Annotated in this window: 15 protein-coding genes; 4 read left to right on the top strand and 11 right to left on the bottom strand. The window is 44.5% G+C overall.

Translation table 11 applies throughout. From position 1 onward, the window contains the following. Window positions 1–56 precede the first annotated feature (56 nt). The 7 genes from HL061_RS09045 to recG form a co-directional block, all read right to left on the bottom strand. The gene (locus HL061_RS09045; RefSeq protein ID WP_071002732.1) at window positions 57–1085 is read right to left on the bottom strand and encodes a methionine synthase; all 1029 of its coding nucleotides are present in this window, start codon (window positions 1083–1085) and stop codon (window positions 57–59) included. A gap of 57 nt (window positions 1086–1142) precedes the next feature. Beyond that, window positions 1143–2135, bottom strand: a complete 993-nt coding sequence (locus HL061_RS09040; RefSeq protein ID WP_071002731.1) for a DUF1852 domain-containing protein — start codon at window positions 2133–2135, stop codon at window positions 1143–1145. Between the two features lie 272 nt (window positions 2136–2407). Continuing rightward, a complete protein-coding gene (locus HL061_RS09035; protein WP_071002730.1) occupies window positions 2408–2926 on the bottom strand; it encodes a hypothetical protein in 519 nt (172 codons plus the stop codon). A 202-nt stretch (window positions 2927–3128) separates the two neighbouring features. Next, window positions 3129–6218 (bottom strand): efflux RND transporter permease subunit, encoded by a 3090-nt coding sequence (locus HL061_RS09030; RefSeq protein WP_252962746.1) that lies wholly within the window; start codon window positions 6216–6218, stop codon window positions 3129–3131. Continuing rightward, window positions 6215–7570: an efflux RND transporter periplasmic adaptor subunit gene (locus HL061_RS09025; RefSeq protein ID WP_240365627.1), complete on the bottom strand. Its 1356-nt coding sequence runs from the start codon at window positions 7568–7570 to the stop codon at window positions 6215–6217. Before HL061_RS09025 ends, HL061_RS09030 begins: the two co-directional genes overlap by 4 nt. A 102-nt stretch (window positions 7571–7672) precedes the next feature. Further along, window positions 7673–8356: a TetR/AcrR family transcriptional regulator gene (locus HL061_RS09020; protein WP_240365628.1), complete on the bottom strand. Its 684-nt coding sequence runs from the start codon at window positions 8354–8356 to the stop codon at window positions 7673–7675. A gap of 73 nt (window positions 8357–8429) precedes the next feature. Beyond that, entirely contained in the window at window positions 8430–10781 is a 2352-nt protein-coding gene (gene recG / locus HL061_RS09015; RefSeq protein WP_071002727.1) for an ATP-dependent DNA helicase RecG, read from the bottom strand. Between the two features lie 301 nt (window positions 10782–11082). On the opposite strand from recG, the gene HL061_RS09010 reads away from it, so the two are divergent. Beyond that, window positions 11083–12069 carry a patatin-like phospholipase family protein gene (locus HL061_RS09010; protein ID WP_071002726.1) on the top strand — a complete coding sequence of 329 codons (987 nt, stop codon included), beginning with the start codon at window positions 11083–11085 and terminating at the stop codon, window positions 12067–12069. 141 nt (window positions 12070–12210) lie between these two features. On the opposite strand, the gene HL061_RS09005 is transcribed toward HL061_RS09010, so the two are convergent. After that, entirely contained in the window at window positions 12211–12798 is a 588-nt protein-coding gene (locus tag HL061_RS09005) for a hypothetical protein (RefSeq protein ID WP_058025061.1), read from the bottom strand. A 341-nt stretch (window positions 12799–13139) separates the two neighbouring features. Here HL061_RS09005 and argA point away from each other — a divergent pair, with 341 nt between their 5' ends. Next, a complete protein-coding gene (argA, locus tag HL061_RS09000; protein WP_071002725.1) occupies window positions 13140–14462 on the top strand; it encodes an amino-acid N-acetyltransferase in 1323 nt (440 codons plus the stop codon). A gap of 94 nt (window positions 14463–14556) precedes the next feature. Here the strand turns inward: argA and HL061_RS08995 are convergent, their stop codons facing one another. Beyond that, complete coding sequence (locus HL061_RS08995) at window positions 14557–15288, bottom strand: FKBP-type peptidyl-prolyl cis-trans isomerase (protein WP_058025059.1); 732 nt, start codon at window positions 15286–15288, stop codon at window positions 14557–14559. A 462-nt stretch (window positions 15289–15750) separates the two neighbouring features. On the opposite strand from HL061_RS08995, the gene HL061_RS08990 reads away from it, so the two are divergent. Beyond that, entirely contained in the window at window positions 15751–17421 is a 1671-nt protein-coding gene (locus tag HL061_RS08990; protein WP_252962745.1) for a mechanosensitive ion channel, read from the top strand. Between the two features lie 137 nt (window positions 17422–17558). Here the strand turns inward: HL061_RS08990 and HL061_RS08985 are convergent, their stop codons facing one another. Then, complete coding sequence (locus tag HL061_RS08985; protein ID WP_071002723.1) at window positions 17559–19004, bottom strand: hypothetical protein; 1446 nt, start codon at window positions 19002–19004, stop codon at window positions 17559–17561. A gap of 308 nt (window positions 19005–19312) precedes the next feature. Here HL061_RS08985 and HL061_RS08980 point away from each other — a divergent pair, with 308 nt between their 5' ends. Further along, window positions 19313–20095, top strand: a complete 783-nt coding sequence (locus tag HL061_RS08980) for an SDR family oxidoreductase (RefSeq protein ID WP_071002722.1) — start codon at window positions 19313–19315, stop codon at window positions 20093–20095. A 353-nt stretch (window positions 20096–20448) separates the two neighbouring features. On the opposite strand, the gene HL061_RS08975 is transcribed toward HL061_RS08980, so the two are convergent. Beyond that, window positions 20449–23550 (bottom strand): hypothetical protein, encoded by a 3102-nt coding sequence (locus tag HL061_RS08975; RefSeq protein WP_025646112.1) that lies wholly within the window; start codon window positions 23548–23550, stop codon window positions 20449–20451. Between the last annotated feature and the right edge of the window lie 3 nt (window positions 23551–23553).

Genomic DNA, 23553 nt, shown 5'->3' with positions numbered 1-23553 from the left:
CCTTGTTTACTGAGGCCACTCATAAGCTTAAACAAGCCAAAACTTGTTAAGTTTTGCTAAACGCTCAGCTCTTGCCGCACGATTGCCGCACCAGCGCTCAGCGCATGTAGCTTGCCGCGTGCCACCTCACGAGACAACGGCGCCATACCGCAGTTGGTCGAGGGGTACAGCTTGTCCGCATCGACAAATTGTAAGGCCTTGCGTAGCGTATCGGCTACCTCCTCAGGAGTTTCAATATCATTAGTGGCGACATCGATTGCACCAACCATCACTTTTTTACCGCGGATGAGCTCTATCAAATCCATGGGCACATGTGAGTTTTGACATTCTAATGAGACGATATCGATATTGGACTGCTGCAATTTAGGAAACGCTTGCTCATACTGACGCCACTCTGAGCCCAGCGTTTTTTTCCAGTCGTTATTGGCTTTGATGCCGTAACCGTAGCAGATATGTACTGCTGTCTCACATTGAAGTCCCTCTATAGCACGCTCTAGTGTCGCAATGCCCCAATCATTGACGTCATCGAAAAAGACGTTAAACGCCGGCTCATCGAATTGGATAATATCCACGCCTGCTGCTTCTAACTCGCGGGCCTCTTGATTGAGAATTTTAGCAAACTCCCATGCCAGTTTTTCACGGCTCTTGTAGTGACCATCATACAGCGTATCGATCATGGTCATCGGGCCGGGCAGCGCCCATTTGATCGGCTGGTCGGTTTGACTGCGTAAAAATTTTGCATCATCTACAAACACAGGCTTTGAGCGGCTAACACTGCCCACTACCGACGGCACGCTTGCTTCATAGCGATCACGAATTTTAACGGTTTTACGATTGGTAAAATCGACGCCGTCTAAGTGTTCGATAAATGTAGTCACAAAATGCTGGCGGGTTTGCTCGCCATCACTGACGATATCGACGCCTGCTTGCACTTGCTCTTGTAGCGATACTAGCAGCGCATCCTGTTTTGCCTGAAGCAATTCTTCACCGTCAAGTTGCCACGGCGACCAAATTTTTTCAGGTTCTGCCAACCAAGAGGGTTTTGGCAAGCTGCCAGCGGTCGATGTTGGTAATAATAAAGTCATGTCGTATTGTCTTCTCTATTTTAGGTGTTATAGCGTGCGCTTTTATATTTGGATTTTTTAAGCGACGTTCTTGTTTACAGCGTAATTGGCTGCCCATGCTTCAAGAATATCTTGGTAAGGCTTGATAAAATGCGTTTCGGTAAATTTGCCTTGTTTGACCGCCATTTGGCTACGCTCTTCACGGTCATAGACAATCTGCGTGAGCGAATAGTCTTGGTATTTTAGGCTTGGCTGATAGACCTGACCTGCCGTTGAATTGGCGTTATAAATCTCAGGACGATAAATCTTTTGGAACGTCTCCATCGTGCTGATTGCGCTGATCAGCTCAAGATCGGTATAGTCGCTGGTCAAATCACCCGCAAAATAAAACGCTAATGGTGCAGCGCTGCCCTCAGGCTTAAAGTAACGTACGACTAGGCCCATCTTATGAAAATAATCATCGGTCAATGAGTACTCATCTTGCTTGTATTCTACGCCCAATACTGGATGCTGATTGGCAGTACGATAATAGGTCTTGCTGGTTGAGACACTCAAGCAAATCACAGGCTGTTTGTTAAAGTGGGCTTTGTAGGCCTCTGAGTTCAATAAATATTGAAACAATTTGCCGTGTAAGTCGCCAAAGTCGTCAGGCGCTTTGGTATTTGGATGCTTATTAAAATGCTCCAGTAGCACCACGCTAAAATCATAATCGCGCACGTAAGATGAGAAACTGTTGCCAATCATGCCATCGATGCGCTTGTTTTCTTTATGGTCCACGATGGTGGTTTGTAGCATCTCAATCACAGGGAACGCATCGCCATTGCCTTCGATATCCATGTTGGCAGACACGATGTCCACTTCGACCGAATAACGATCGGCATTGGGGTTGTCCCAATGTGCCAGCGCGTTAAAGCGGTTGTTAATCATGGTCAACGCTTTACGCAGATTGTCTTCACGCTGCTCGCCGCGCGCCAGATTGGCAAAGTTGGTCGTCATGCGCGTGCTGCTGGCAGGCTGATAGTTTTCATCAAAACGAATGTGCTTGATTGAGCATGCAAAAGGCTTAGTCATGGTGATTCCTACCCTACAAATTGAGATAATACTAAATGTCTGTATGGGTATATTTAAACAAATCTTTAACATGAATAAAAACGATATAAACTTATTATAAGTTGAATTTTATTCATTATTAGTAGTTGTGACTTTTTTTAATCATAAATACGTCATTTTCTATTAGATATATTTTATAGATAGAAAAAAACCTTAAGACAGCAGCGCTACTATCTTAAGGTTTATTAGTTTTACTTCTGAAAAATATACATCACCAAAAATCTTACTTTACGCTACACCCCAAACCCACAAGCAATGCTGTTATCTTTTTTATCAAACGTTAAATGCGTAAAGCCCTCGCCTGTCACTTGATAGCCGCTACTGTCGTTTTTGGTTACGGTGTTAATATCATGTTTATCAACAGGCAGCGTAAATCCACTGCGTAGCGACTGTGGGTTATTGGCAAAATACAGCTTTAAATGCGACCATTCAAAACCGCTGAGATATTCAATTTTTGAGAGCTGTTTACCAAAGGCGGTCGCGTTATTTAGCGTGTAAGTGGTGATGGTTTCGTCCAAATGCTCCAGTTGCTCCTCATCAGACGAATTGTAAGGTTTGATACGTGTATCGGTATCAATAATGGACTGCTGATACGCTATGGGCAAGCTGCTGGTTGTCGGGTTAGGATAATCACAGCCTTTTTGCATGGATTTGAGATATGGGGTCCAGTCGGTACTGGCTGCCTGCCGCGTTGCACAACTGGTTAGTGATAAGGCGGCGACCATACTGAAAATGATGGCGGTTAGCTTCATGAGTGCCTCCTAATGACAAATCATAGAATACGGTTTGATAATGGCGTTACTATAACGTATTGATATATCAGACAATTAAACGATAAGTAAAAAGGCATATGGGTTCTATGACAGTTTGGTTGTGAGAAGTATCAAATAACCCCATACGCGGTAGTCACGTATGGGGTGCATGATCATCATGATGACTGTGTATTGCAGTATGTTAAATATGTGGGCTTCTCTTCTTCCCATGTGGCACCAGCCATTTGGCAAACCATCCCGATAGATCATCCATCAATGTATATACCACCGGAATCACTACCAAGCTTAGTAGTGTCGAGGTGACAAGGCCGCCCAGCACAGCTGCGGCCATCGGGCGACGGAACGTCGGATCGGCATCGCCCCACCCAAATACCAAAGGCAGCATCCCTGCGCCCATCGCAATGGTGGTCATGATGATAGGCCGCGCACGCTTGCGACAGGCATCCATAATGGCCTCAAAACGCGCGAGCCCGCGGCGCTGAGCAATCAACGCGTAATCGACGAGTAGGATTGAATTTTTGGTTGCGATACCCATGAGCATAATAAAACCAATCATCGACGGCATCGACAGACTACTATTGGTAATGACCAAACCCACAAACGCACCGCCTATCGATAACGGCAGTGCCATCAAAATGGTAAATGGCTGTAATAAACGGCCGAATAATAAGATCAGCACGCCCAAAATACAGACCACACCGACCGACATGGCAATGACAAAACCACTAAACAGCTCTGCCATGTTTTCTGCCTGACCTTGGTCAATGATGGTAATCGATGGCGGCAGCGTCTGCATCGCTGGTACCGACTTGACCGCCTGCACCAAGTCGCCAAGCTCGCCATCAGAAGGCTGCACAGTAATACTAATGGCGCGCTCACGATCGAGCCGGTTGATCTGGGCCGGGCCTGTCCCAAAATTTAGATCGGCCACCTCGCCCACGCGTACCCCTTGTCCTGCAGGCAGCGCGCTTGGCACGTATAGGCCTTCTAATTGGCTGACGTTTTGCTTGGCAACATCGGGTAGACGCACCACGATAGGAATCTGCCGAGTATCGAGATTAAGCTTAGATAAGCGCTGCTCATAGTCGCCGACCGTCGCCACTCGTAGCGTGGTGGCGATATCTTGCGTGGTGACGCCTTTATCTGCCATCGCCAGTCTGTCAGGCATGACCGTAAGCTCTTGCCTCGGCAGGCTACGGTCACTGGTCACTGCGCCGGCGCTGGGCAGCGCTCGGATTTCAGTCATAATCTGCTGGGCGGTCTGCTCTAGCACCTCTGGATTGGTACTGGTCAAAGAAAAGTTATAGCCTGTCTCACCGCCGCTCGATAGACCAACGGTAAAGCGTGCGCCAGGTACCTCCGCGAGCAGATGACTGATTTTGCGCTCAATCTCTTGCTTAGAGATACGCTCTGCTCGCGGCGCAAGGACGATATCTAGCCCTGCGATATTTTCGGCTTTGCCGCCAGAGCTGGGCTCCATAGCAGCTTGCGCCTCCCCTACCGAGGTAAAGATATTGGTCACTTCGGGCATGGCCAAGATACGCTCACTGGCCATCGCTGCCACGCGCTCGGTATCTTCGAGCGCCACATCTGGCGTCAGCTCAATCTCAACACGCGTCTGATCGATATCATTGTCAGGAATAAAGGAAGTTGGTAGCAACTTCACCAGCATCAATGAAGCGACAAACAGCATCAAAGTTGCGCCGATGGTGATCCAGCGTTGTCGTAAGGTCCATGAAACAATCTTAAGATACCAATCCATCAGCGCGCTTTGTTTTTCCACGCGATTTTTTTCTGGTCGCAGTACGTAAGCTGCCATCATCGGCGTGATCAGTCGCGCTACCATCAAGGACGCAAATATCGATAAAGCCGCTGTCCAGCCAAACTGACGGAAGAACTGCCCAACAATACCGCCCATAAAGGCCGTCGGCAAAAACACAGCAATCAAAGTAAAGGTCGTAGCAACCACTGCCAGACCAATCTCATCAGCCGCCTCCATCGCCGCTTCATAAGGGGTTTTACCCATACGCAAATGTCGTATGATGTTTTCGACCTCAACGATCGCATCATCGACCAGTACGCCAATGACGAGTGATAAGGCCAGTAAGGAGATAATATTGAGACTAAAGCCAAAGAGATACATGCCCAAAAAGGTAGGAATCACCGATAAAGGTAAAGCAACAGCGGCGACAATGGTCGCACGGATATTACGCAGGAATAAAAATACGACGACGACCGCTAAAATGCCACCTTCGATCAACATCCGTAGAGAGGCTTCATAATCCTCAGCAATGGGTGTCGCTCGATCATAGACTTTTTCGATACTAATATTGCCAGTATCAGCGGTCAGCTTGGCAAGCTCATCATCAACCAGCGCCATGACATCGACCTCACTGGCACCGCGCGAGCGAGTGATATTAAATGCCACTACTGTTTTACCGTCAAGCTTAGCAATAGAGCTTGGGTCAGCGGCGCCATCAGTGATTTGTGCCATCCGTCCGAGCGCTTGCGTCCCGCCAGTGGGAACTGCGACTTGTACATCGTTAAGCTCATTCGCTCGCTCAACGGCGCCAAGGACACGGATGGTCTGCGTGGTTTTACCGACCTCGGCTTCACCGCCTGAGCTGTCCTGCTGAATCCCAGCGATTTGCTGCGATAGCTGAGAGATAGGAAACTTTAAACCACTGAGCGCAATCGGGTCCGCTGCTACGGTGATCTCACGCTGCAGGCCACCGATACGGCTAACGGTACTGACACCAGGGATATCAGATAACCGCTTAGTGACCGTATCATCAACGAACCAAGACAGATCTGCCACATTCATGTTTTCTGCGGCGACAGAATACGTCACCACCGGAAACCCTGCGGTTGAGACCTTAGTAATAATCGGATCATTGGCCGCGGCTGGCAGATCCCCTCGCACCTCACCGACGGCTGAGCGCACATCATCGACCGCTTCTTGGATGTCTTTTTCTAGGACAAACTCAGTGACCATGGTGGCAGCGCCGGTTTGTAGGGTGGTGCGAATATGCTTGACACCTTCGATACTGGTCAGCTTATTTTCGACTTTTTTGGCAATGTCGTTTTCGAGCTGGGTAGGTGCCGCGCCAGGCAGGGTGACGGTCACTACCACGGCAGGCAAATCAATGTCAGGGAACTGCTGCACCTTCATTTGCATAAAGCCATAGATACCGCCCAACGTCAGCAGTACAAACAGCAAAATAGCGACCAACGGATTTCTAATCGAATAAGCAGATACATTTAGGCTCATGAGCGCGCCTGCGAAGCTGTATCAGCGTTATTATTGGATTGATTAAGACCATCGACGATGCGCACCAAATCGCCATCGTTTAAAAAACTACCGCCTTGCTTGACGATTTGACTGTCGCTCGGCAATGGCTCTGTGACCGCCACACTATCGCCGAGACGCTCACCCAAACTCACACGCTGCTGCTTGATACGGCCTGTTTTTTGCGCTGCGTGGTTGGTGCGAATTTGTGTGACCATCATCACATAGTCATAGCCATCATTGCTGACCACCGCACTGTTAGGAACGGTTTGGGTGTTGCTGCTACCCAATAAAAACTCACCCGTTTGATACATGCCAGCGCGTACTTTTGCGTTGGCCGCTAGGCTAGCATAGATGGTGATTTGGCGATTGTTATCCGCTGTCGGCGCGATGCGACTGACCTTCCCCATTACAGAGTCGCCATCTGGTAGGCTGACACGCACAGGCGTGCCAACAGTGACTTCCCCAACAAGCTTTGGATCGATATCTGCGCGCCATTCTAATTCCCCGCCTTTTATGATGGTAAATAGCGGTTCACCGCCTGCGACCATGCCGACGACCATGCCGACCTCCACCATTTTATCACTGATGACGCCGCTGACTGGCGCAACTACTGTGGCATTATCAAGGGTCAAACGCTGATTGCTTAAACGGGCTTTGGATGCTTGCAAAGCTGCGCGGGCACGTACCTCAGAAGTACGGTAGCGATCGGCTTCTTGTCTACTAATGGCGTCAATATCGATGAGTGGCAATACGCGGGCCGCATCGGCGCTGGCGTTGGCAAGTGTGGCTTCTGCCTCTGCCACATCTGCCTCAGCTTGCAGCACTTGCTGCTCCATCGCATCGGTATCAAACATTGCGAGCACTTGCCCCGCTCTCACGCGGTCGCCCTCTTCGACCAATACACGCTCGATGGCCACACCACTGACTTTTGCACTGACACTAGCGATATCTTTGGCGTTGATGGTGCCATCAGCGCTAAGTGTGCGACCGATATCATCTTGGCTTGGGCTAACGGTTTCTACTGACAAAACAGACTGCTCCATACTCGCAGTGCTATCAGCTTCATTGCCACCTGCCACACCACTAGAGGCAACCGACTCCTCTCGTAACTCGTCTGCACTACCGCCCCAATACTTACCTAGCACAAACCCAATCACCAGCACCGCAATCAATGCAGGTATGAGCCACGGGGGTAGTTTTGCAGATTTATTGGTAGAGGTAGCCTCAGCTTGACGATACGGGGGTAGCTCAGCGTGTTGAGGTGTCTCAATATTGGTTTGCTGTCCGCTAGTCGGTTCTTGCTTATTATCAGGGTCTTTAAAGTCACTCATAGTCGGTCTCTATAAATACGGATAATAATAAAAGCAGCGCTTAAACGCTCACTTAAACCATTACTCAAAAACAATTACTAGACAGCCACTAGTCAGAACAGCTTATGAATTAGTGGTTAGTGCGCTATTTTTTTGTAGCAAGCTCATTGCGAGATTTTTTGCAAACGATTTAAGCTGTTGTTGTAACTCTGGTTGCTCATAAACCGACCCGCCAAGCGTGGCTTGTTGTAGTGACGAGTCTGTAAACATACCGATGGTAAAATAAAGCAAGGTGAACAGGCGCAATGGCTTAGTATGATCGTCAGTTGGACCAAGAAATGTAGACAGATAGCCTTGAAACCGCGCCAATACTTGAATGTCATGTTCAAACAAAGTCACCATTTCTGGGTTATTTTGTACTGAGATATTCTGTGACGCTAGCTTAGCAATCGCTGGATTCTCAATCAGTAAATCCAAAGTTTTATCGATCCACTGCTCTAACGCTTGGGCGGGCTCAAGTGTACTATCTGCAATCGCGGCTTCTGTTTGAGACACAAAAGCCAACAGCTGACGAGCATGCATTCTACATACCGCTTCATACAGCGACCGTTTGCTTTGCCAGTGAAAGTGAATGGTGGAAATATTCTTGCCAGAAGCCTTGGCAATATCTCGAGTAGTAACCGCTTTAAAGCCTTTAGCCGAAAACAGCGCTTCGGCGCATCGTAAAATGGAGGCGGCGCTACTACTAGGTTCAGATTCGACTCGATCAAGCGCGGTTTCAAAGTCAATTTCAGATAATTTTGTCATGGGTCATTATTAATCAATCAATTGATTGAGTCAAACGTTTTAGATATCCAAACGGTATATAATAATAGCCCTTTTAAGCATTGGTATAACGACTCGCCTCAGGCATCCAGCGATGAATCAATTGGCTGACATCCGCTTTTCTGGTAGGGTCTGCAATCAAGTGCTTGGCCAAACGCTGCGCAATCGCAAATAACTGCTCATCACGGATAAGATCGGCCAAATAATAGCCAACATTGCCTGTCTGGCGTTTACCGAGCAGTTCACCCGGTCCGCGCAGCTCTAAGTCTTTTTGAGCGATAACAAAACCATCAGTGCTATCACGTAGCACGTTCAAACGCTCCGTGCCTGTTTCTGATAATGGTTTTTGGTATAACAACACACAAAAGCTCTTGGTTGAGCCGCGCCCAACGCGCCCGCGAAGCTGATGCAATTGTGAAAGCCCTAGACGCTCCGCATTTTCGATCACCATGAGTGATGCATTGGGCACATCAACCCCCACCTCAATCACGGTTGTGGCAATTAACAAATCCAAATCACCCGCCTTGAACGCCTGCATGATGGCTTGTTTATCCGCAGATTTCATTTTGCCGTGTACTAAACCAATGCGAATGTCTAAGCGCTCATTTAAATCTTCATACGTGGCTTCAGCTGCTTGTGCATCGAGCACACTAGACGCCTCGACTAAGGAGCACACCCAATATGCTTGCCTGCCCGCTTCGCAATTCACGGCAATGCGTTCGATCACCTCATCGCGGCGATTACGATCGATGGTCACCGTGGTAATGGGGGTACGTCCTGGCGGCAGCTCATCAATGATAGAGGTATCCATATCGCCATAAACGCTCATGGCAAGCGTTCGTGGAATCGGGGTAGCGGTCATGATTAGCTGATGCGGTGTGCTATTGGCAACGCCTTTATTGGTCAATGCCATACGCTGCTCAACACCAAATCGATGCTGCTCATCAATGATCACGAGCCCTAGCTTGGCAAACTGTACTTGCTCTTGAAACAAGGCATGCGTACCAACGACAATTTGTACCGTGTTTTCCGCAACCGCTTCTAAGGCCTCGCGGCGCTGTTTGGCAGTTTGCTTACCCGCGAGCCAACCAACACCGATACCTAGCGGCTCAAACCATTGCTTAAAGTTCACGAGGTGCTGCTCTGCTAAAATCTCAGTCGGCGCCATGACTGCCACCTGCCAACCACTATCAAGCGCATAACCCGCCGCTCCTGCTGCAACCAAAGTCTTGCCAGCGCCCACATCGCCTTGTACCAGTCGTAGCATTGGGATAGAGGTTGCCATATCAGTCGTGATGTCTTTCATCACTCGTTTTTGTGCACCTGTTAGATCAAACGGCAATGCACCAAACAGCTTATCAGCTAGCGGACTGTGGGTTGTACATTTGGGTGCTTTGTGCTGATGCAGCTGCTGACGACGGTACAACAGGCTAAGCTGATGGGCGGTCAACTCTTCGATAATCAAGCGCTGACAGGCAGCGTGAGTACGCGCAGTCAGTTGGGTCAACAGTTTGTATTGCTGGCTTGCGTTGGTGTAGGTGGGCGGTGTATGTAGCAGTACTAGCGCTTCAAATATCGTTAAGTTATAAACATTGCTATGAGCGATGCGAGCAGCTGCGCTATGGCTATCATTATTGACGTTGTAAACGGACGCAGTAGGCCTATTCACACTATTGCCAATCACATGATCAGGCACACTTCGCGCCAATGTCGAAAAAATATCTTCTGGAAACTCTGTCTCTAGCAGTAAAGATTTGGCTGGCTCAAAAGGTACTAATGGTAAGTCAGCCACGACGGCAAAATCCTCCTTCGTAAACAACGTCATCGGTAGACCCTGACTACGAACCGTTTGCAGGGCCAGCTTGATCAAAGTGCGTAGTTTATTTTGGTGCAAGCCTTTCACACTCGGATAAATGGGCTGTAGACCCGTATCAGTCGTAGCTATATTATCTGTGATAACTTGATATTCAGGATGGTGTATTTGTTTGCCGTAACGACTGACTTTGACTTCACCAAACAGCTGTAATCGCGTCCCCACATTCATGGTCTGCGCAAGGCCGCGATAGACTTTAAAAAACCGCAAAGCTATGGTGCCCGTATCATCGTTCACAGTTACGGTCATGCCGCTACGTTTAGTATCGACATGGACCACACGTCCGGTAATCATAGCCGACTGTCCGTGAGCCACTTCTGCGATTGATACCAGTCGACTGCGATCTTCATAATCACGCGGCAAATGCAGTAGCAAATCAAATATCCGCTTAATATTCAATTGTGCCAATTGCTCCGCTACCTTTGTCCCAACACCTGCCAACGCTGTCACTGGCATATCTAACGCCGAGAGTGGCAAGTCAGGCCTTATATGGTCTGCTGAATTGGCTGAAGAAACATTCATCGATACTGGCATCAAAGATCCTAACAAGGTTATTTATTATTTTTATCTATGTCATCGGCTGTTTTAAATATAACTCACCTAAGAAAGATTGTCATAAAATGACCCGTAAAAACAGCAAAATATAAACATCGATTCATCTCATTATAGCTGAACAGTCAATGACTTATGCTAAGCTATTCCGTCATGACTGCAAAACCCTTTAAGACAACTTGTTTACATCTATTATATAAATAGTAGCTGTCTTATTTTCTACAACATGGTTTTTCTGCATCATGGTTTTTATAAACTACGGTCATTTTATAAGGTGTTTTTTATGTCAGACTCTGCTCTATATCGACCGTCTCATCAAGGTTTAAGTATATTACGTCTTAGCATGCTTGCCATAGTTGGGTTATGCGTCAGTGCTTGCAGCACCCTAACACCCACTGCTCAAACACCTAAAACGCCAGAGCCTATCGTGAAGTTACCTAGCGTCGCATTGGTCTTGGGTGGCGGCGGTGCCAAAGGGTTTGCCCACGTGGGTGTGATAAAGGCATTGGAAGAGAATGGCATCAAACCTACCCTGATCGTCGGCACGAGTGTCGGCAGTTTAATCGGTAGCCTGTATGCCAGTGGATACGCGCCGTTACAGCTTGAGCAGTTGGCACTGACCACCACCGATAGCCAGTTGACAGACTTTACCTTATCCAATCAAGGCTTTGTCGAAGGCATCAAACTCAAAAACTTTGTGAATGAAAAAGTTCGCGGACAAGTCATAGAAGACTTTCCAATTACCTTTGCCGCCGTTGCAGCAGAAAAAAACACCCTAAAAAAAGCCGTCTTTACCACAGGTAACGCAGGGCTTGCTGTCCAAGCATCCTGTAGCGTGCCCAATATTTTTATTGCCCCGCGTATTCCAGAAAAAGTCGGCAAAAAATATATTGACGGTGGCGTGGTCAGCCTCGTACCCGTTGACAGCGCACGCGACTTGGGCGCTGATATTGTTATTGCTGTTGATGTGACTGCCGCTCAAGTCAATGGCCCTATTGATAATAGAGCAATAACCATCAGCTCATTAAGCGACTTTTGGGGCTTTCTCGAAACCAATATCGTATCCCCTACCAATCGCTCCCCATCAATAAGCCGCGAACGAGATCGCGCGGACATTGTCATTACGCCTAATGTCGGTCGTAATAGCTCAATAGATACCAGGCAGCGTCGTACGCTGATAGAAGCAGGTGCACAAGCCACAACGCCACAAATCAACGCCATCAAACAGCTGATTCGAGAGAAATCTTCTAGCAAATATGCGACGCTTTGATTAACTCTATTGCGTACTCATCACAAGAGTTAAGCGACATTAGATCCAATGCATAAAAAAGCACCACCGTTATAAACGGTGGTGCTTTATCAATAATAAACATCATTATCTGACGAATTTTTTACTATGAAAGTCTTAGCGTTACTTTACGCGCGCGCGATATTTCACTGCAACGGTGTCGTTCAAACCAACACCTTCAAGATCCCAACGAACCGCTTTATAGTATTTTAGTGCCACATCTTGTAGTTGATTGTCTACCTTGGTACGTAGTGGCATACGGGCGAAGTTGTTGCCATCGACACTCCCATATGGGAACTCAGGTGCCACTGTACCAAGCAATTCTACTTGATCCGGAATACTCATGGTGACCGTCATCTTACGGACGCGATCGGCATTGGTGTTGGTAAAGTAGCCTTGATACTCCAATACGTTACCTGATTGCAAACGAGTATTTGTATCGACAGGGACGAGTACTTCTTGACCATTGGCATCAACACTGACCAACGATGCGGTGATTTTACTATTGACCGCTTGAGCACTTGAGTTGCTGCTCGCATTTGTATTGGCTTGAACTGCCATTGAGCTATCAACTGCTTGCTCTGGTGTCGGCAGCATGGCAGATGCCTGCGTGACTACCATCGCACCGATGAGCGTACCGGCAACAACGTGAAATAAGCGATGACCGCTCCAAGCACTAAATGGGCTAGCAAATTGGTTACTTTTTTTCATAGTTCTCATTATCCCTGATTGATATATCGGTAAAGCACAGATGGCAAAAACTGAGTTATCTTAATACATAGTCAATAATTAAAAGAATCAGATTCATCATTTTTATTGATTATCTTCGTTCATTGACAGTAAAGCAATAGCGCTTAGCATAGCAAAAAGCATTTGTGGGTACATTAACCCCGTGTTGAGGTTGTGTATATCACCGATGGGCAATAAAAAGACCTCAACACAGCTGAAATAAAAGATAGCTCATAACCGCGTTTTTTGCTATGGTAAATCTTTAGCGTTAGGCATTTTTTTGCTACGCCCTTTTTCTTATTCTAACGACTACTGTTCCCATTATGACTACTAGTTCCATGCCACAGATTAACCCTGAATACGTCCATTGGTTCCGTAACTCTGCCCCATACATTAATACGCATCGCGGTAAGACTTTCGTGATTATGTTTGGCGGTGAAGCGGTCAATCATCCTAACTTCAGCACGCTGATTCATGACTTTGCCTTGCTCCATAGTTTGGGTATCAAGCTGGTACTGGTACACGGGGCGCGACCGCAGATCGAAAAAAACCTAAAAGACGATAATATTGAATCTCCGCTGCATCAAGACATTCGTATCACGCCGCGTGCTGCAATGCCCGCTATCCTGCAAGCGGTTGGCGCAATTCGCTTACAGATCGAAGCACAGCTGTCGATGGGACTGGCCAATTCGCCGATGTACGGCTCACGTATTGACGCCATCTCAGGCAATTTTGTCACGGCGCGCCCTTATGGCATTCGTGAAGGCATTGATTATCAAATGACGGGTGAAGTGCGCTCTATTGACGTTGAAGCCATCAAAAACAACCTACTGCATGACCACATCGTGATATTGGGCTCGATGGGCTACTCTGCGACAGGTGAAGTGTTCAATTTGCTCGCTGAAGACGTTGCACTTAGCGCCGCAGTAGAGCTGGGTGCTGATAAGCTGATATTTTTGGGCGAAGAAGCAGGTATCAATGATGGTGATCGTTTGCTACATGAGATGATTCCTAACGAAGTGGATCGCTTCTTACGTGACCGTGATTTGAACTGTGAAATCAATTATTTCTTGAACTGCGCAAGCTTGGCTTGCCGTCAAGGTGTCCATCGCACGCATATCATCTCCTATGCCAAAAACGGTGCACTATTAGAAGAATTATTCACTCGTGACGGTTCTGGTACGCTAATTAGCCATGATCCTTACGAAGAAATTCGCCGTGCCAATATCGATGACGTCGTTGGCCTTATCGAGCTGTTATCCCCTCTAGAAGAGCAAGGTATCTTAGTCAGCCGCTCACGTGAACGCTTAGAGCAAGAAATCGACAACTATAGCGTCATCGAACGTGATGGTATGATTTTGGGTTGTGCAGCCTTGCATACGCTAGACGCAGAGTCCGCAGAAGTCGCTTGTGTTGCCGTACGTCCTGAATATCGCAATGGTAGCCGCGGTGCTGATTTGCTCGCGTTTTTAGAGCAGCAAGCGCGCAGCCATGGTCTACATAAACTGTTTGTACTGACCACGCGTACCGCCCATTGGTTCGTTGAGCAAGGCTTTGCGGAAGTTGAGGCAAGTGCCTTACCAGCAGCACGTCTAGAGAAGTACCACAATGGTCGCAACTCTAAAGTCTTTCAAAAAAACCTATAATTTATAGACAAACTGATATAAAACCTCTGCGCATAAAAAAGCCTTCATAATCATTATGAAGGCTTTTTTTATAGATGAATGCTTCAGCCGCGCATTACTTTACTTTTAATAGCTCAACCGTAAAGATAAGCGTGCTATTTGGCTCGATACCAGCGTTACCCGCTTCGCCATAGGCGATGTCTGATGGGATATAGAACTCGTACTTGCCGCCCTCTTTCATCAACTGTAGACCTTCCGTCCAGCCAGCGATTACTTGGTTTAGTGGGAACTCAATTGGCTCACCACGCTCATATGAGCTGTCAAATACGGTACCATCGATCAATTTACCTTCGTAGTTCACTTCCACCACGTCAGTTGCTTTTGGCGATTTACCTGTACCTTCTTTTAATACTTTATATTGCAGGCCAGAATCCGTTTGCTTCACGCCTTCTTTTTTCGCATTTTCTGCTAAGAATGCTGTGCCAGCAGTTTTATTTTCTGTTGCTTTGGTTTGCATGTCTTTTGCGAACTGCTCTTCTTGCTCTTTTTGATACGTCATCAATACTTCTTGCATTTGCTCTTGGGTCAATGCTGAATCATTGCCTTCGTAACCATCACGGAAACCTTTTTCAAAAGTATCCAGGTTCAAATCTTTGACAGCTTCTTTATTGCCTTCTGCCATCATGAATCCTAAGCTATAGCCCACTTTTTCACTTGCTGAGCTTTGCTCTGTGATAGAAACGCTTTGAGCAGCTGTTTCTTGACTGCCGTTATTGGTGCTACAGCCTGTCATTAACAACATAGCACTAGCAAGGGCACTAATGCTTAAAGTAGTGATTTTTTTCATAGATTACTCTCTGATTGTAAGAATAGTGGCGAGATGTCACATTGCTCTATAATAACAAATCTTAGTTTTGGGAACCACGCTTTACACGAAATTATCGGGCGAATGTACAGTCTGTGTTAATATTTCCTATTATAATAACAAGTTATCACACAAATATAGTGGCAGGTAAAGCTTTCTATCTTTAAATCCATCAATACATAGGCTAAGCTAGATTGGGTAAGGAGATAAGTAATCGAATGTTGGTATTTATCATTGATATATGAGCGTCAGTAGCAAAGCGATAACTAAAAACCAGCCTGATACTTTTGATAATTACCTTTATTCGAAAATGATAATATCTTCCCATAACTCAATTTAAAGACACTATTTATAATAAACCATCTGTATATTTGTCTCATTCAACAGTGATTGTAATCACAATACTTTTGAGTGTTACCTATAGGATGATTCAAGGAGGATAAGATGAACCCAATGTATACATCTTTTAACGGTTATCTTGGTGGGCCTATCGGTTCTATCATTGGCGCTATCTTGATATTTATCATTGGTTGGCTGGTCGCACTTGGTATCGCAGCACTTGTCCGCGGTGTGCTCTCTAAAGTCAATCTTAATCAACGCATGAACTCTTCAACCGGTAAAAATTACGATCTTGAGGGAATTATCTCCAAGATTGTTTTTTGGTTTATCTTTATCATTGCTATTTCAGGGGCGCTTAGCCAACTAAACTTAAACTCAATCTCGGCACCATTTGCAAATATGGTTAATCAAGTATTGGCATTTATCCCTAACCTCATCGGTGCGATCGCGCTTGGTGTAATTGGTTGGGTTATCGCCACTGTCGCACGCACTACAATCAATGCGGCGCTTTCTAAAACGACAATGGACGAGCGTCTAAGCACACAAGCAGGCGTAAAACCGATGAGCAGCACCATCGCTGATATGGTTTACTGGTTCATCTTATTGGTTGTTTTGACCATGGTACTCGGTCAGCTAGAGCTTGATGGTTTGTTTGCACCATTGACTAATATGGTCGACAAAATCTTCAGCTTTATCCCTAACATCCTAATCGCTGGTGTGGTTTTTGTTGTTGGTTATATCATTGCCAAAGTCGTACGCGGCATTGTGACCAACCTTGTTTCTACTTTTAATGTTCAAGAGTTAGCGACGAAAGCTGGCTTAAGTGAACAAAACAGCCTACCTAATATTGCAGGTTCGCTAGCATTTTTAGTGGTTATTATCCCAACGATTATTGCTGCTTTGAACGCATTAAAAATCGACGTTATTGCTCGCCCTGCGACCAATATGTTGAATAAAATCATGGAAGCATTGCCTAACATCTTCATGGCAGTGGCTATCTTATTTGTGACTTTTTATGTTGTACGTATGGTCGCAAATATCGTCAAAGGATTGCTTGAAAACACTCAAATCAATCAAATGCCTGCCAAAGTTGGCTTGCAAGAGACTATGGGTGACAAGAGAATCTCTGACTTAGTTGCTTATGCGATTATCTTCTTTGCTATGCTATTTGCTGCTATCGCAGCTGCTGATTTACTAGGTTTCGAGCCTATCTCAGCTATTATTACGATGTTTATCGCATTTGGCGCTAACATCATCTTAGGTGCGATTATCCTGTTCATCGGATTTTGGCTTGCCAATATTATTGCAGGTGTTGTTGAGCGCTCTGAACAAGGTTCACAATTCTTAGCAAACATTGTGCGTGTATTGATTATGGGCCTTGTACTTGCTATGGGTCTAAAAGCAATGGGTATTGCAGATTCAATCGTGAATCTAGCATTTGGTCTAACGCTAGGTGCCGTCGCCGTCGCCTTTGCCCTATCATTTGGTCTTGGTGGCCAAGAAGCAGCCGCACGTTTCCTACGTAAAATGCAAGATAGAATGGATCGTGAGCGCGACGAAGCAAAAGCAAAATCCACGCTGCAGCCAAGCTCATCAACGCAAGAAAAAGTTGCTGATTCAGTTCGTGACAACACACCTTCAGCTGCTAGCACGTCAACGACTGATTTGCGCACTGATGTGATTGACACTCCTCGCGTAGATATTGATACCAATGATATCTATAACAGTAATCAAATCCTTCCTGGTAATGATCTTAACGATGACATCAATAAATAAGTATCAATAATTACCTACTCTTAGATAAAAAAAAGACAGCCTAGGCTGTCTTTTTTTGTGAGTGTCAGTATAAGTTAGACTTACAGCAGCTTCTAGCAGAATACTCAGCTCGATTTTCAAAATATGTTACGTGCTCATTATTTCTTTCGCGCTGGTATAGAAAGGCTTAGACGTACTTGAGGCAACTTGTCAGATTGAGGATGACTTTCAGAGTTTTGAGCAGTTTGCTTCTCTGCCTCTTGCGTATTTTGATGCGACTTTTTGCTCTTTAATTGTTGTATTTGCTTGGTTAGCTGTCGCTCTCTTTGCGTCATCGCGTCCACTGACTGAATCCACACATCAATATCGATGAACGTTTCATTTGCCTCAGTAATAAAGTCGATACCGAGTACAACGATATGATGCAGCTCTGCTATTGGCAATCGAGTCGCAACATCCTGTGCAATTTTTGCTAGATTCGGTTGAATAACATTTTTGCTATTTTTTGCTTGAGCGTCTTGTCCATAGAATATCAGTACATAATGCCGCCCCAAGGTTTCGTAGGAATGCTGATGTACGATATAACCATCTTGTTGCAGCGTCTTACTTTGCTTAGGATGTCTATATAGCGTACGGATCAGCTCATGACGCGAAAATAAAGACTCATCTAATAGTTGCTGCTGCCAACGAAACCCCAACGGCTCAGTTGATGATTCTTGGCCATTACTAGATGTCTGCTTATCAGCATATGCTGCTATCATTTGTGTACTGAGCTGTGACCATAGCGTGGCTGCCTGCTGCATATGCTGTTGGTACATCTGCGCAGTCGTGCTCTGATTCTTATATGCAAGCGCCATGGCCACCAACGCTGGATTAGGTTTGTCCTGAATGTCGTACTTGATAAGTGCATTGTCTACTGTGATCGCAGGTGTGAATAAAGAGGCGCTTTGCAAAAATTCAGCGACTAGCACTTCTTCTGATACAAAACTTGGGACATGGCTGATAGCCGAATATTGTAGTTGCTCTAAGTGATAATTCAAAAACCGCCATAACTCATAGGGTGTCTGTACCGCAACCAGTATTGAGTGCCAGTCATGCCAGCTGAAGACTTGCAATTGCTGCCCGCCCTCACTCATGTCTACAACCAAGTCCTCCAAAAAATAACGAGCACCAAAAGCATGTTGCAAGTGATTTAATTGCTTGCTGTCCTGACTATCAGTATTTTTCTTATGACCATCTACTACATTATCAGTCAGCTGAATATCGAAAACCAAAATATCATGAGTCTGTGCAACATGTTCATTTTGAGACAATGATGATTTATGCCATGCCAGCGCAGCTTTTATAGCAGTCATACGTGCTCGCTCAATATCAGCTGAGCTTGTACTCATTGGCAAGTATAATGTCAGTGCCAGCAGTTGCAGCTTGCCCGACGAAAGCTGGTAATGATACGAGCGTGCGCTATAGCGAGCATCATATTGCTGTTCAATAGTCTGCATACCAGCTAGAGCGATGTCTACCGCTGCTGTCTGTAAGTAACAGGCCAGCTCACTAGCAAGGTCAAGGTAGCCCCCATCGGATATTATAGTAGACGAATGAGACACAGATTCTAGCCCTTTATAATCTTATGATGTGTGATGAATGACATTTTGGCTGATTAAAATGGTGGCATATTTATAAACGCATATTTATAAACATAGTCATCAGCATTTCAACATTTTTACGAATGTAAAATTACGCTACATAAGCACTATCAGACGCAGTCGCTTTCAACGTAATGACTTGTTATGATGATATCAAAGCAGCAATGCTTGTGCGTGGATCTTATAGTTATAAGCTGCGCTCACGTATTAATGTCAGGTACGTTTATCGAATTTTAATAAGCACTATATAATAACAAGGATTGAGCATTATGAAGCGTTTTAAAGAAAAAACCGTCATTGTCACTGGAGCCGGCTCAGGTATGGGACGCGCCACTGCTCTGCGTTTCGCTAATGAAGGCGCGACTGTGGTACTAGTGGGACGAACCTCTGAAACTTTAGAGGAGACCGCAAAACAGTTTCCAGAAGATCATACATGGATTCATACCGACAACTACATGACCATCACCTGTGATATTAGTGTACAAAGCCAAGTACAAGAAATGGTAAAACGAGTGATTGAGAGGTTTGAAAAGCTCGATATCGTCGTCAATAATGCGGGCAAAGGTATGGAAGGCAAAATAACGGACTTATCTAGTGAGGATTGGCACGCAGCTATTGATGTCAATTTAAATGGTACTTTTTATGTCTGTCAGGCTGCAATGCCGCATCTCATCAAGACACAAGGCAATATCGTCAATGTCTCATCGCTCTCAGGTATCGGCGGTGATTGGAACATGGCCGCTTACAACGCTGCCAAAGCAGGCGTCACCAACTTGACACGTACGTTAGCGATGGATCATGGCCCTGATGGTGTGCGCGTCAATGCGGTCAACCCTACCGCGACTAAGACCAACATGACCAAAGACATGCGAGAAGATCAAGAAAAGGTCGATAAATTTTTAGCACGCTGCCCTCTAGAACGCTTTGTGACTCCTGAAGATATCGCCGCCGCGATTACCTTTTTAGCCAGTAATGATGCCTCTATGATTACTGGGGTAAATCTACCAGTTGATGGTGGTGTCAGCGCATCTAATGGGCAGCCACAGTTTTAGTATATTGGCTGTCTGATGGATAAGTATTAAAGCGATTCAATTAAAAAAGCCTCACTTATGAACTGCCCCCCATAAGTTGGACACAACTTATGGGGTATTTTTATGCGCTACGATCTAGACTTTAAGCTTGAAGTCATCGCATACTATATGCAAGGACATACTGGTCGTGCTACAGCTGAGGAATTTAACCTAGGCTATCTTCTTAACGGCTTCTGCTTTAAATTCGTCACTGTAGGTTCTTACTTTCTTGGTCATGGTAAACTCCGATTAATACGCTTAGTTTACCAAGTTTACCTCTACGGTTTCTTCAGCATAGCTCAAAGACTGTATGACTCACCCATTGAAGACGTCGCTTACTTGGTTAGAACAATTTTTTTATAGCGATCACCTAGGAACTCAAATTTTTTCTCAAAGAGGGCTGCAAGCTTTGAGTCGGCTGTAGCAAAAAAAATCTGCTTATTAGTTTCAATCGCTAGATCTCTTAAATAATCTATAAACGAGAGAGCATTTAAATCATCTATATGAGCTATAGGGTCATCAATAAGAATGATTGGAGGGGCACTTTCTGCACTTAGATTAAGAGCAAGAAAAATAGATAGTGCAAATGCTGCTCTTTGACCAGTGCTTACTTGATTTATACCGTGGTTTGTTCCTGAGCGACTAACTAGCAGTGTTTCACTCTGAAAGTCCCCAAGTGTATATTCAATTGGGGCATGAACTCTTGAGAATATACTACTCACATGTGTACGAATAGACTCAAGAGATTTTTGTGTTGCTTTTTCAAGAGAGTAATCTTGTATTATATGGTCAAGTAAAACTTTTGCCTTCTCTAAATTATCCCGATTTAAAGAATATTTATATAGCTGTTCGGTAGATTTGCTCAGCTCTTCCATTTTCTTAACTAACTCTGTTTTCGCTACTACTTCATTTTGAAAAGCATAATAAGCGCGGTCAAAATCATTTAAAATTTGCTCTAGAGATAGTATGATTTCCTCGAAAGAGTCTTTACTATCTAAATCAATCTGCTGTTCGGCTGCTTGTAAAAAATTAATCGAGCTTTCAAGGTTGTCGGCTATTTCTTTCACATTTGATAACAGTCCTATTGGAGTAATACTTAAGTCATTTGGAACAATTATAGGCGCAGAACCATGCAAAGATTTCTCAGTTATTTCTTTCAAATTAAGCCTAAGATTTGAGAGTTCTTTGAACGTTATCTCAATATTTTTATTTAATAGAAGTATATGTTTATTAACATCTTCCAAAGAAGAGACGTGACCATTTTTACCTAAAACTATAGTTGCAGCATGGCGAATCTCATCATATTTACTCCAGTCTATGCCAAGCAAGCTTAGCGATTCAAATTTGGACTCAAGACTTGATAATTCTTCATTAAGAACAGAAATATCATGATATTTTGATAATAGTAATTCCTGAATATCACCTACAACAAGCTTGCTAGAGAGCATATTTGTATCGGCAAAACGTTTCAAAGCCTCTAAAGACTTGATTTCATTTCTTTCTTGTTGTGCATACATTTTCGCCGACTTAACAGATTGGCGTAATGTTTCGGTAGTCGATGACACCTCTGCTAAAGTAAGCTTTTCAATCTTTTGTAATAATTCATTTTCTTTATGAAATGTCATACATACAGGACAGTGATTTGGATCTCCTGTACGATCTATAATGGAGATTACTGCAGAACGCAGATCACTACGTAATGCGTCTACTGATTCCTCTAGTCCTTCTATTTGCTCAAGACTATTGATAAAAGAAGCTTCTTCTTGTGTTGCACGTTTCAAATTATCAGTTGCAGCTTGCAAAGCATCACTAATAGAATGTAACTCATACTTTTCAGACAGTTCATATACATCATCAATAAATATGTCACCGATGGTTTTACGCACTACTGAAAGAGCTTTGGTTTTTTGAGCTATGGATTCATGAACTATCGGAGCACCATTCTCGCAATATGTCATCCAGCTTCTGAGTAGATGAAGGTCAGATTTATATTTACTCATCAGCGCTTCAGTATCTATAGTTTTTTTTCTTATAGCATTAAACTCTTTGACACTATCATTTAAAGTATTGATAGTTTCCATAACCAATATTTTGTGGTCTTGCAGCAATCGTTTTGTAACTGATGTAGATTGGACAACCGAAATAGCACTCCTAAAGCCTCTCAATAAGTACTCTAAGTCAGTTCTTTCGGACAAATTAATAGATGTTGATTTTTCTACTAGATCCCATTTGATACCAATGGCTTGCAAACCTGCTTGATATGTTTTAATTAGAGTGGCTGATTCAGAGGGTGACTCTTTTAAACGCTTTAGTTCACGACCTAAATAATCCGTTTCTTTTAAAAGAAATGGAATTTGTTTGCAAGCTTCAGAATATTTATCGGCTATATCGCTGTTTATCTTTTTAATATATGTCCATAGGGATGAAGCTTCAGGCCCAACCAATAAAAGGCTAAGATCTTCCTTTATATCCTCAGCATTATTATCACTTGCGAGTCTAAAAGCGGCGTCTGTATCAAGGAAGTTGAATCTAGTAAATGAGTTTGTAATCGCACTTGATAGCTGATTAGATCGGCCATACCAACTGAGATTACGTTCTTTGATAACTGAAGCAATAGTTGTAGTCTTAACATTAACTAGAGAGCCATTCGGCATTTCTAAACAACCCTGTATCCCACTAATATTTGCATCAGAATCTCTCCGTATTCGACCACAATAAAGACCCTCTATTGATTCGAGTAGAGAGGTTTTACCTGCACCGTTTTGACCAAATATCAGGTTTACATTGCTAAATGAGAATTTGCTATCATTTATTGCTGGCCTAAAACCATTAATCTGTAAATGATGCAAAAACCCTGTTCCCAATGGATCTTGGTCGAAATTTAAAACTGATTTATCTACTGGACTATTATCTAAAACGAATGCCTCTCCAGAACTTATAAGTTCAATAACTCGAGTACGTGGACGCTTCTCCAGTATTATGCCAAGTGAAGCAGAAGTTAACAACTCTCCCCATCGAACACTAGCATCTTCGCTAATATGCGGTTGCGACGTTTGGCTACTTATACTACAAAGATGTCCTGAGAGTTCATCTGCTGAAAGGACAAACTTCCGAGCAAAGTGTCTATCCTTTTCGATAGAAGACTTCGCTTCAGAAAATTTACTATCTTTTTTTGATTTTGGACCTGCCCAAAAATACAAATAGTTATTCCAACGTCTATCAACATTTACTTTGAAGAAGTCAGCTCCTAACAAACCTTCTTGGAAATCGTGCAAATTATTAGCACGTTTTACTACATCATCTGAAATATCAAAGTAAACTGTGGCGAAAACTTTTCCTGAATAAGACCGCTCACATCGGAATAAACCCTTACCTAAATCTTGGATGCTTGAAAATTGTTTTTTTATTATTTCAAGTACTGTGGTTACATCATTCATTTT

Source organism: Psychrobacter sp. PSP, from assembly GCF_024085615.1.
Taxonomy (GTDB): domain Bacteria; phylum Pseudomonadota; class Gammaproteobacteria; order Pseudomonadales; family Moraxellaceae; genus Psychrobacter; species Psychrobacter pacificensis.
Note: the sequence above shows the minus strand (reverse complement) of the source record. Positions and strands in the feature narration are given on the sequence as shown.

Coding starts and splice junctions, on each gene's coding strand:
- HL061_RS09045 (WP_071002732.1), bottom strand. CDS start 1,085: ATGACTTTATTATTACCAACATCGACCGCTGGCAGCTTGCCAAAACCC.
- HL061_RS09040 (WP_071002731.1), bottom strand. CDS start 2,135: ATGACTAAGCCTTTTGCATGCTCAATCAAGCACATTCGTTTTGATGAA.
- HL061_RS09035 (WP_071002730.1), bottom strand. CDS start 2,926: ATGAAGCTAACCGCCATCATTTTCAGTATGGTCGCCGCCTTATCACTA.
- HL061_RS09030 (WP_252962746.1), bottom strand. CDS start 6,218: ATGAGCCTAAATGTATCTGCTTATTCGATTAGAAATCCGTTGGTCGCT.
- HL061_RS09025 (WP_240365627.1), bottom strand. CDS start 7,570: ATGAGTGACTTTAAAGACCCTGATAATAAGCAAGAACCGACTAGCGGA.
- HL061_RS09020 (WP_240365628.1), bottom strand. CDS start 8,356: ATGACAAAATTATCTGAAATTGACTTTGAAACCGCGCTTGATCGAGTC.
- recG (WP_071002727.1), bottom strand. CDS start 10,781: ATGCCAGTATCGATGAATGTTTCTTCAGCCAATTCAGCAGACCATATA.
- HL061_RS09010 (WP_071002726.1), top strand. CDS start 11,083: ATGTCAGACTCTGCTCTATATCGACCGTCTCATCAAGGTTTAAGTATA.
- HL061_RS09005 (WP_058025061.1), bottom strand. CDS start 12,798: ATGAAAAAAAGTAACCAATTTGCTAGCCCATTTAGTGCTTGGAGCGGT.
- argA (WP_071002725.1), top strand. CDS start 13,140: ATGACTACTAGTTCCATGCCACAGATTAACCCTGAATACGTCCATTGG.
- HL061_RS08995 (WP_058025059.1), bottom strand. CDS start 15,288: ATGAAAAAAATCACTACTTTAAGCATTAGTGCCCTTGCTAGTGCTATG.
- HL061_RS08990 (WP_252962745.1), top strand. CDS start 15,751: ATGAACCCAATGTATACATCTTTTAACGGTTATCTTGGTGGGCCTATC.
- HL061_RS08980 (WP_071002722.1), top strand. CDS start 19,313: ATGAAGCGTTTTAAAGAAAAAACCGTCATTGTCACTGGAGCCGGCTCA.
- HL061_RS08975 (WP_025646112.1), bottom strand. CDS start 23,550: ATGAATGATGTAACCACAGTACTTGAAATAATAAAAAAACAATTTTCA.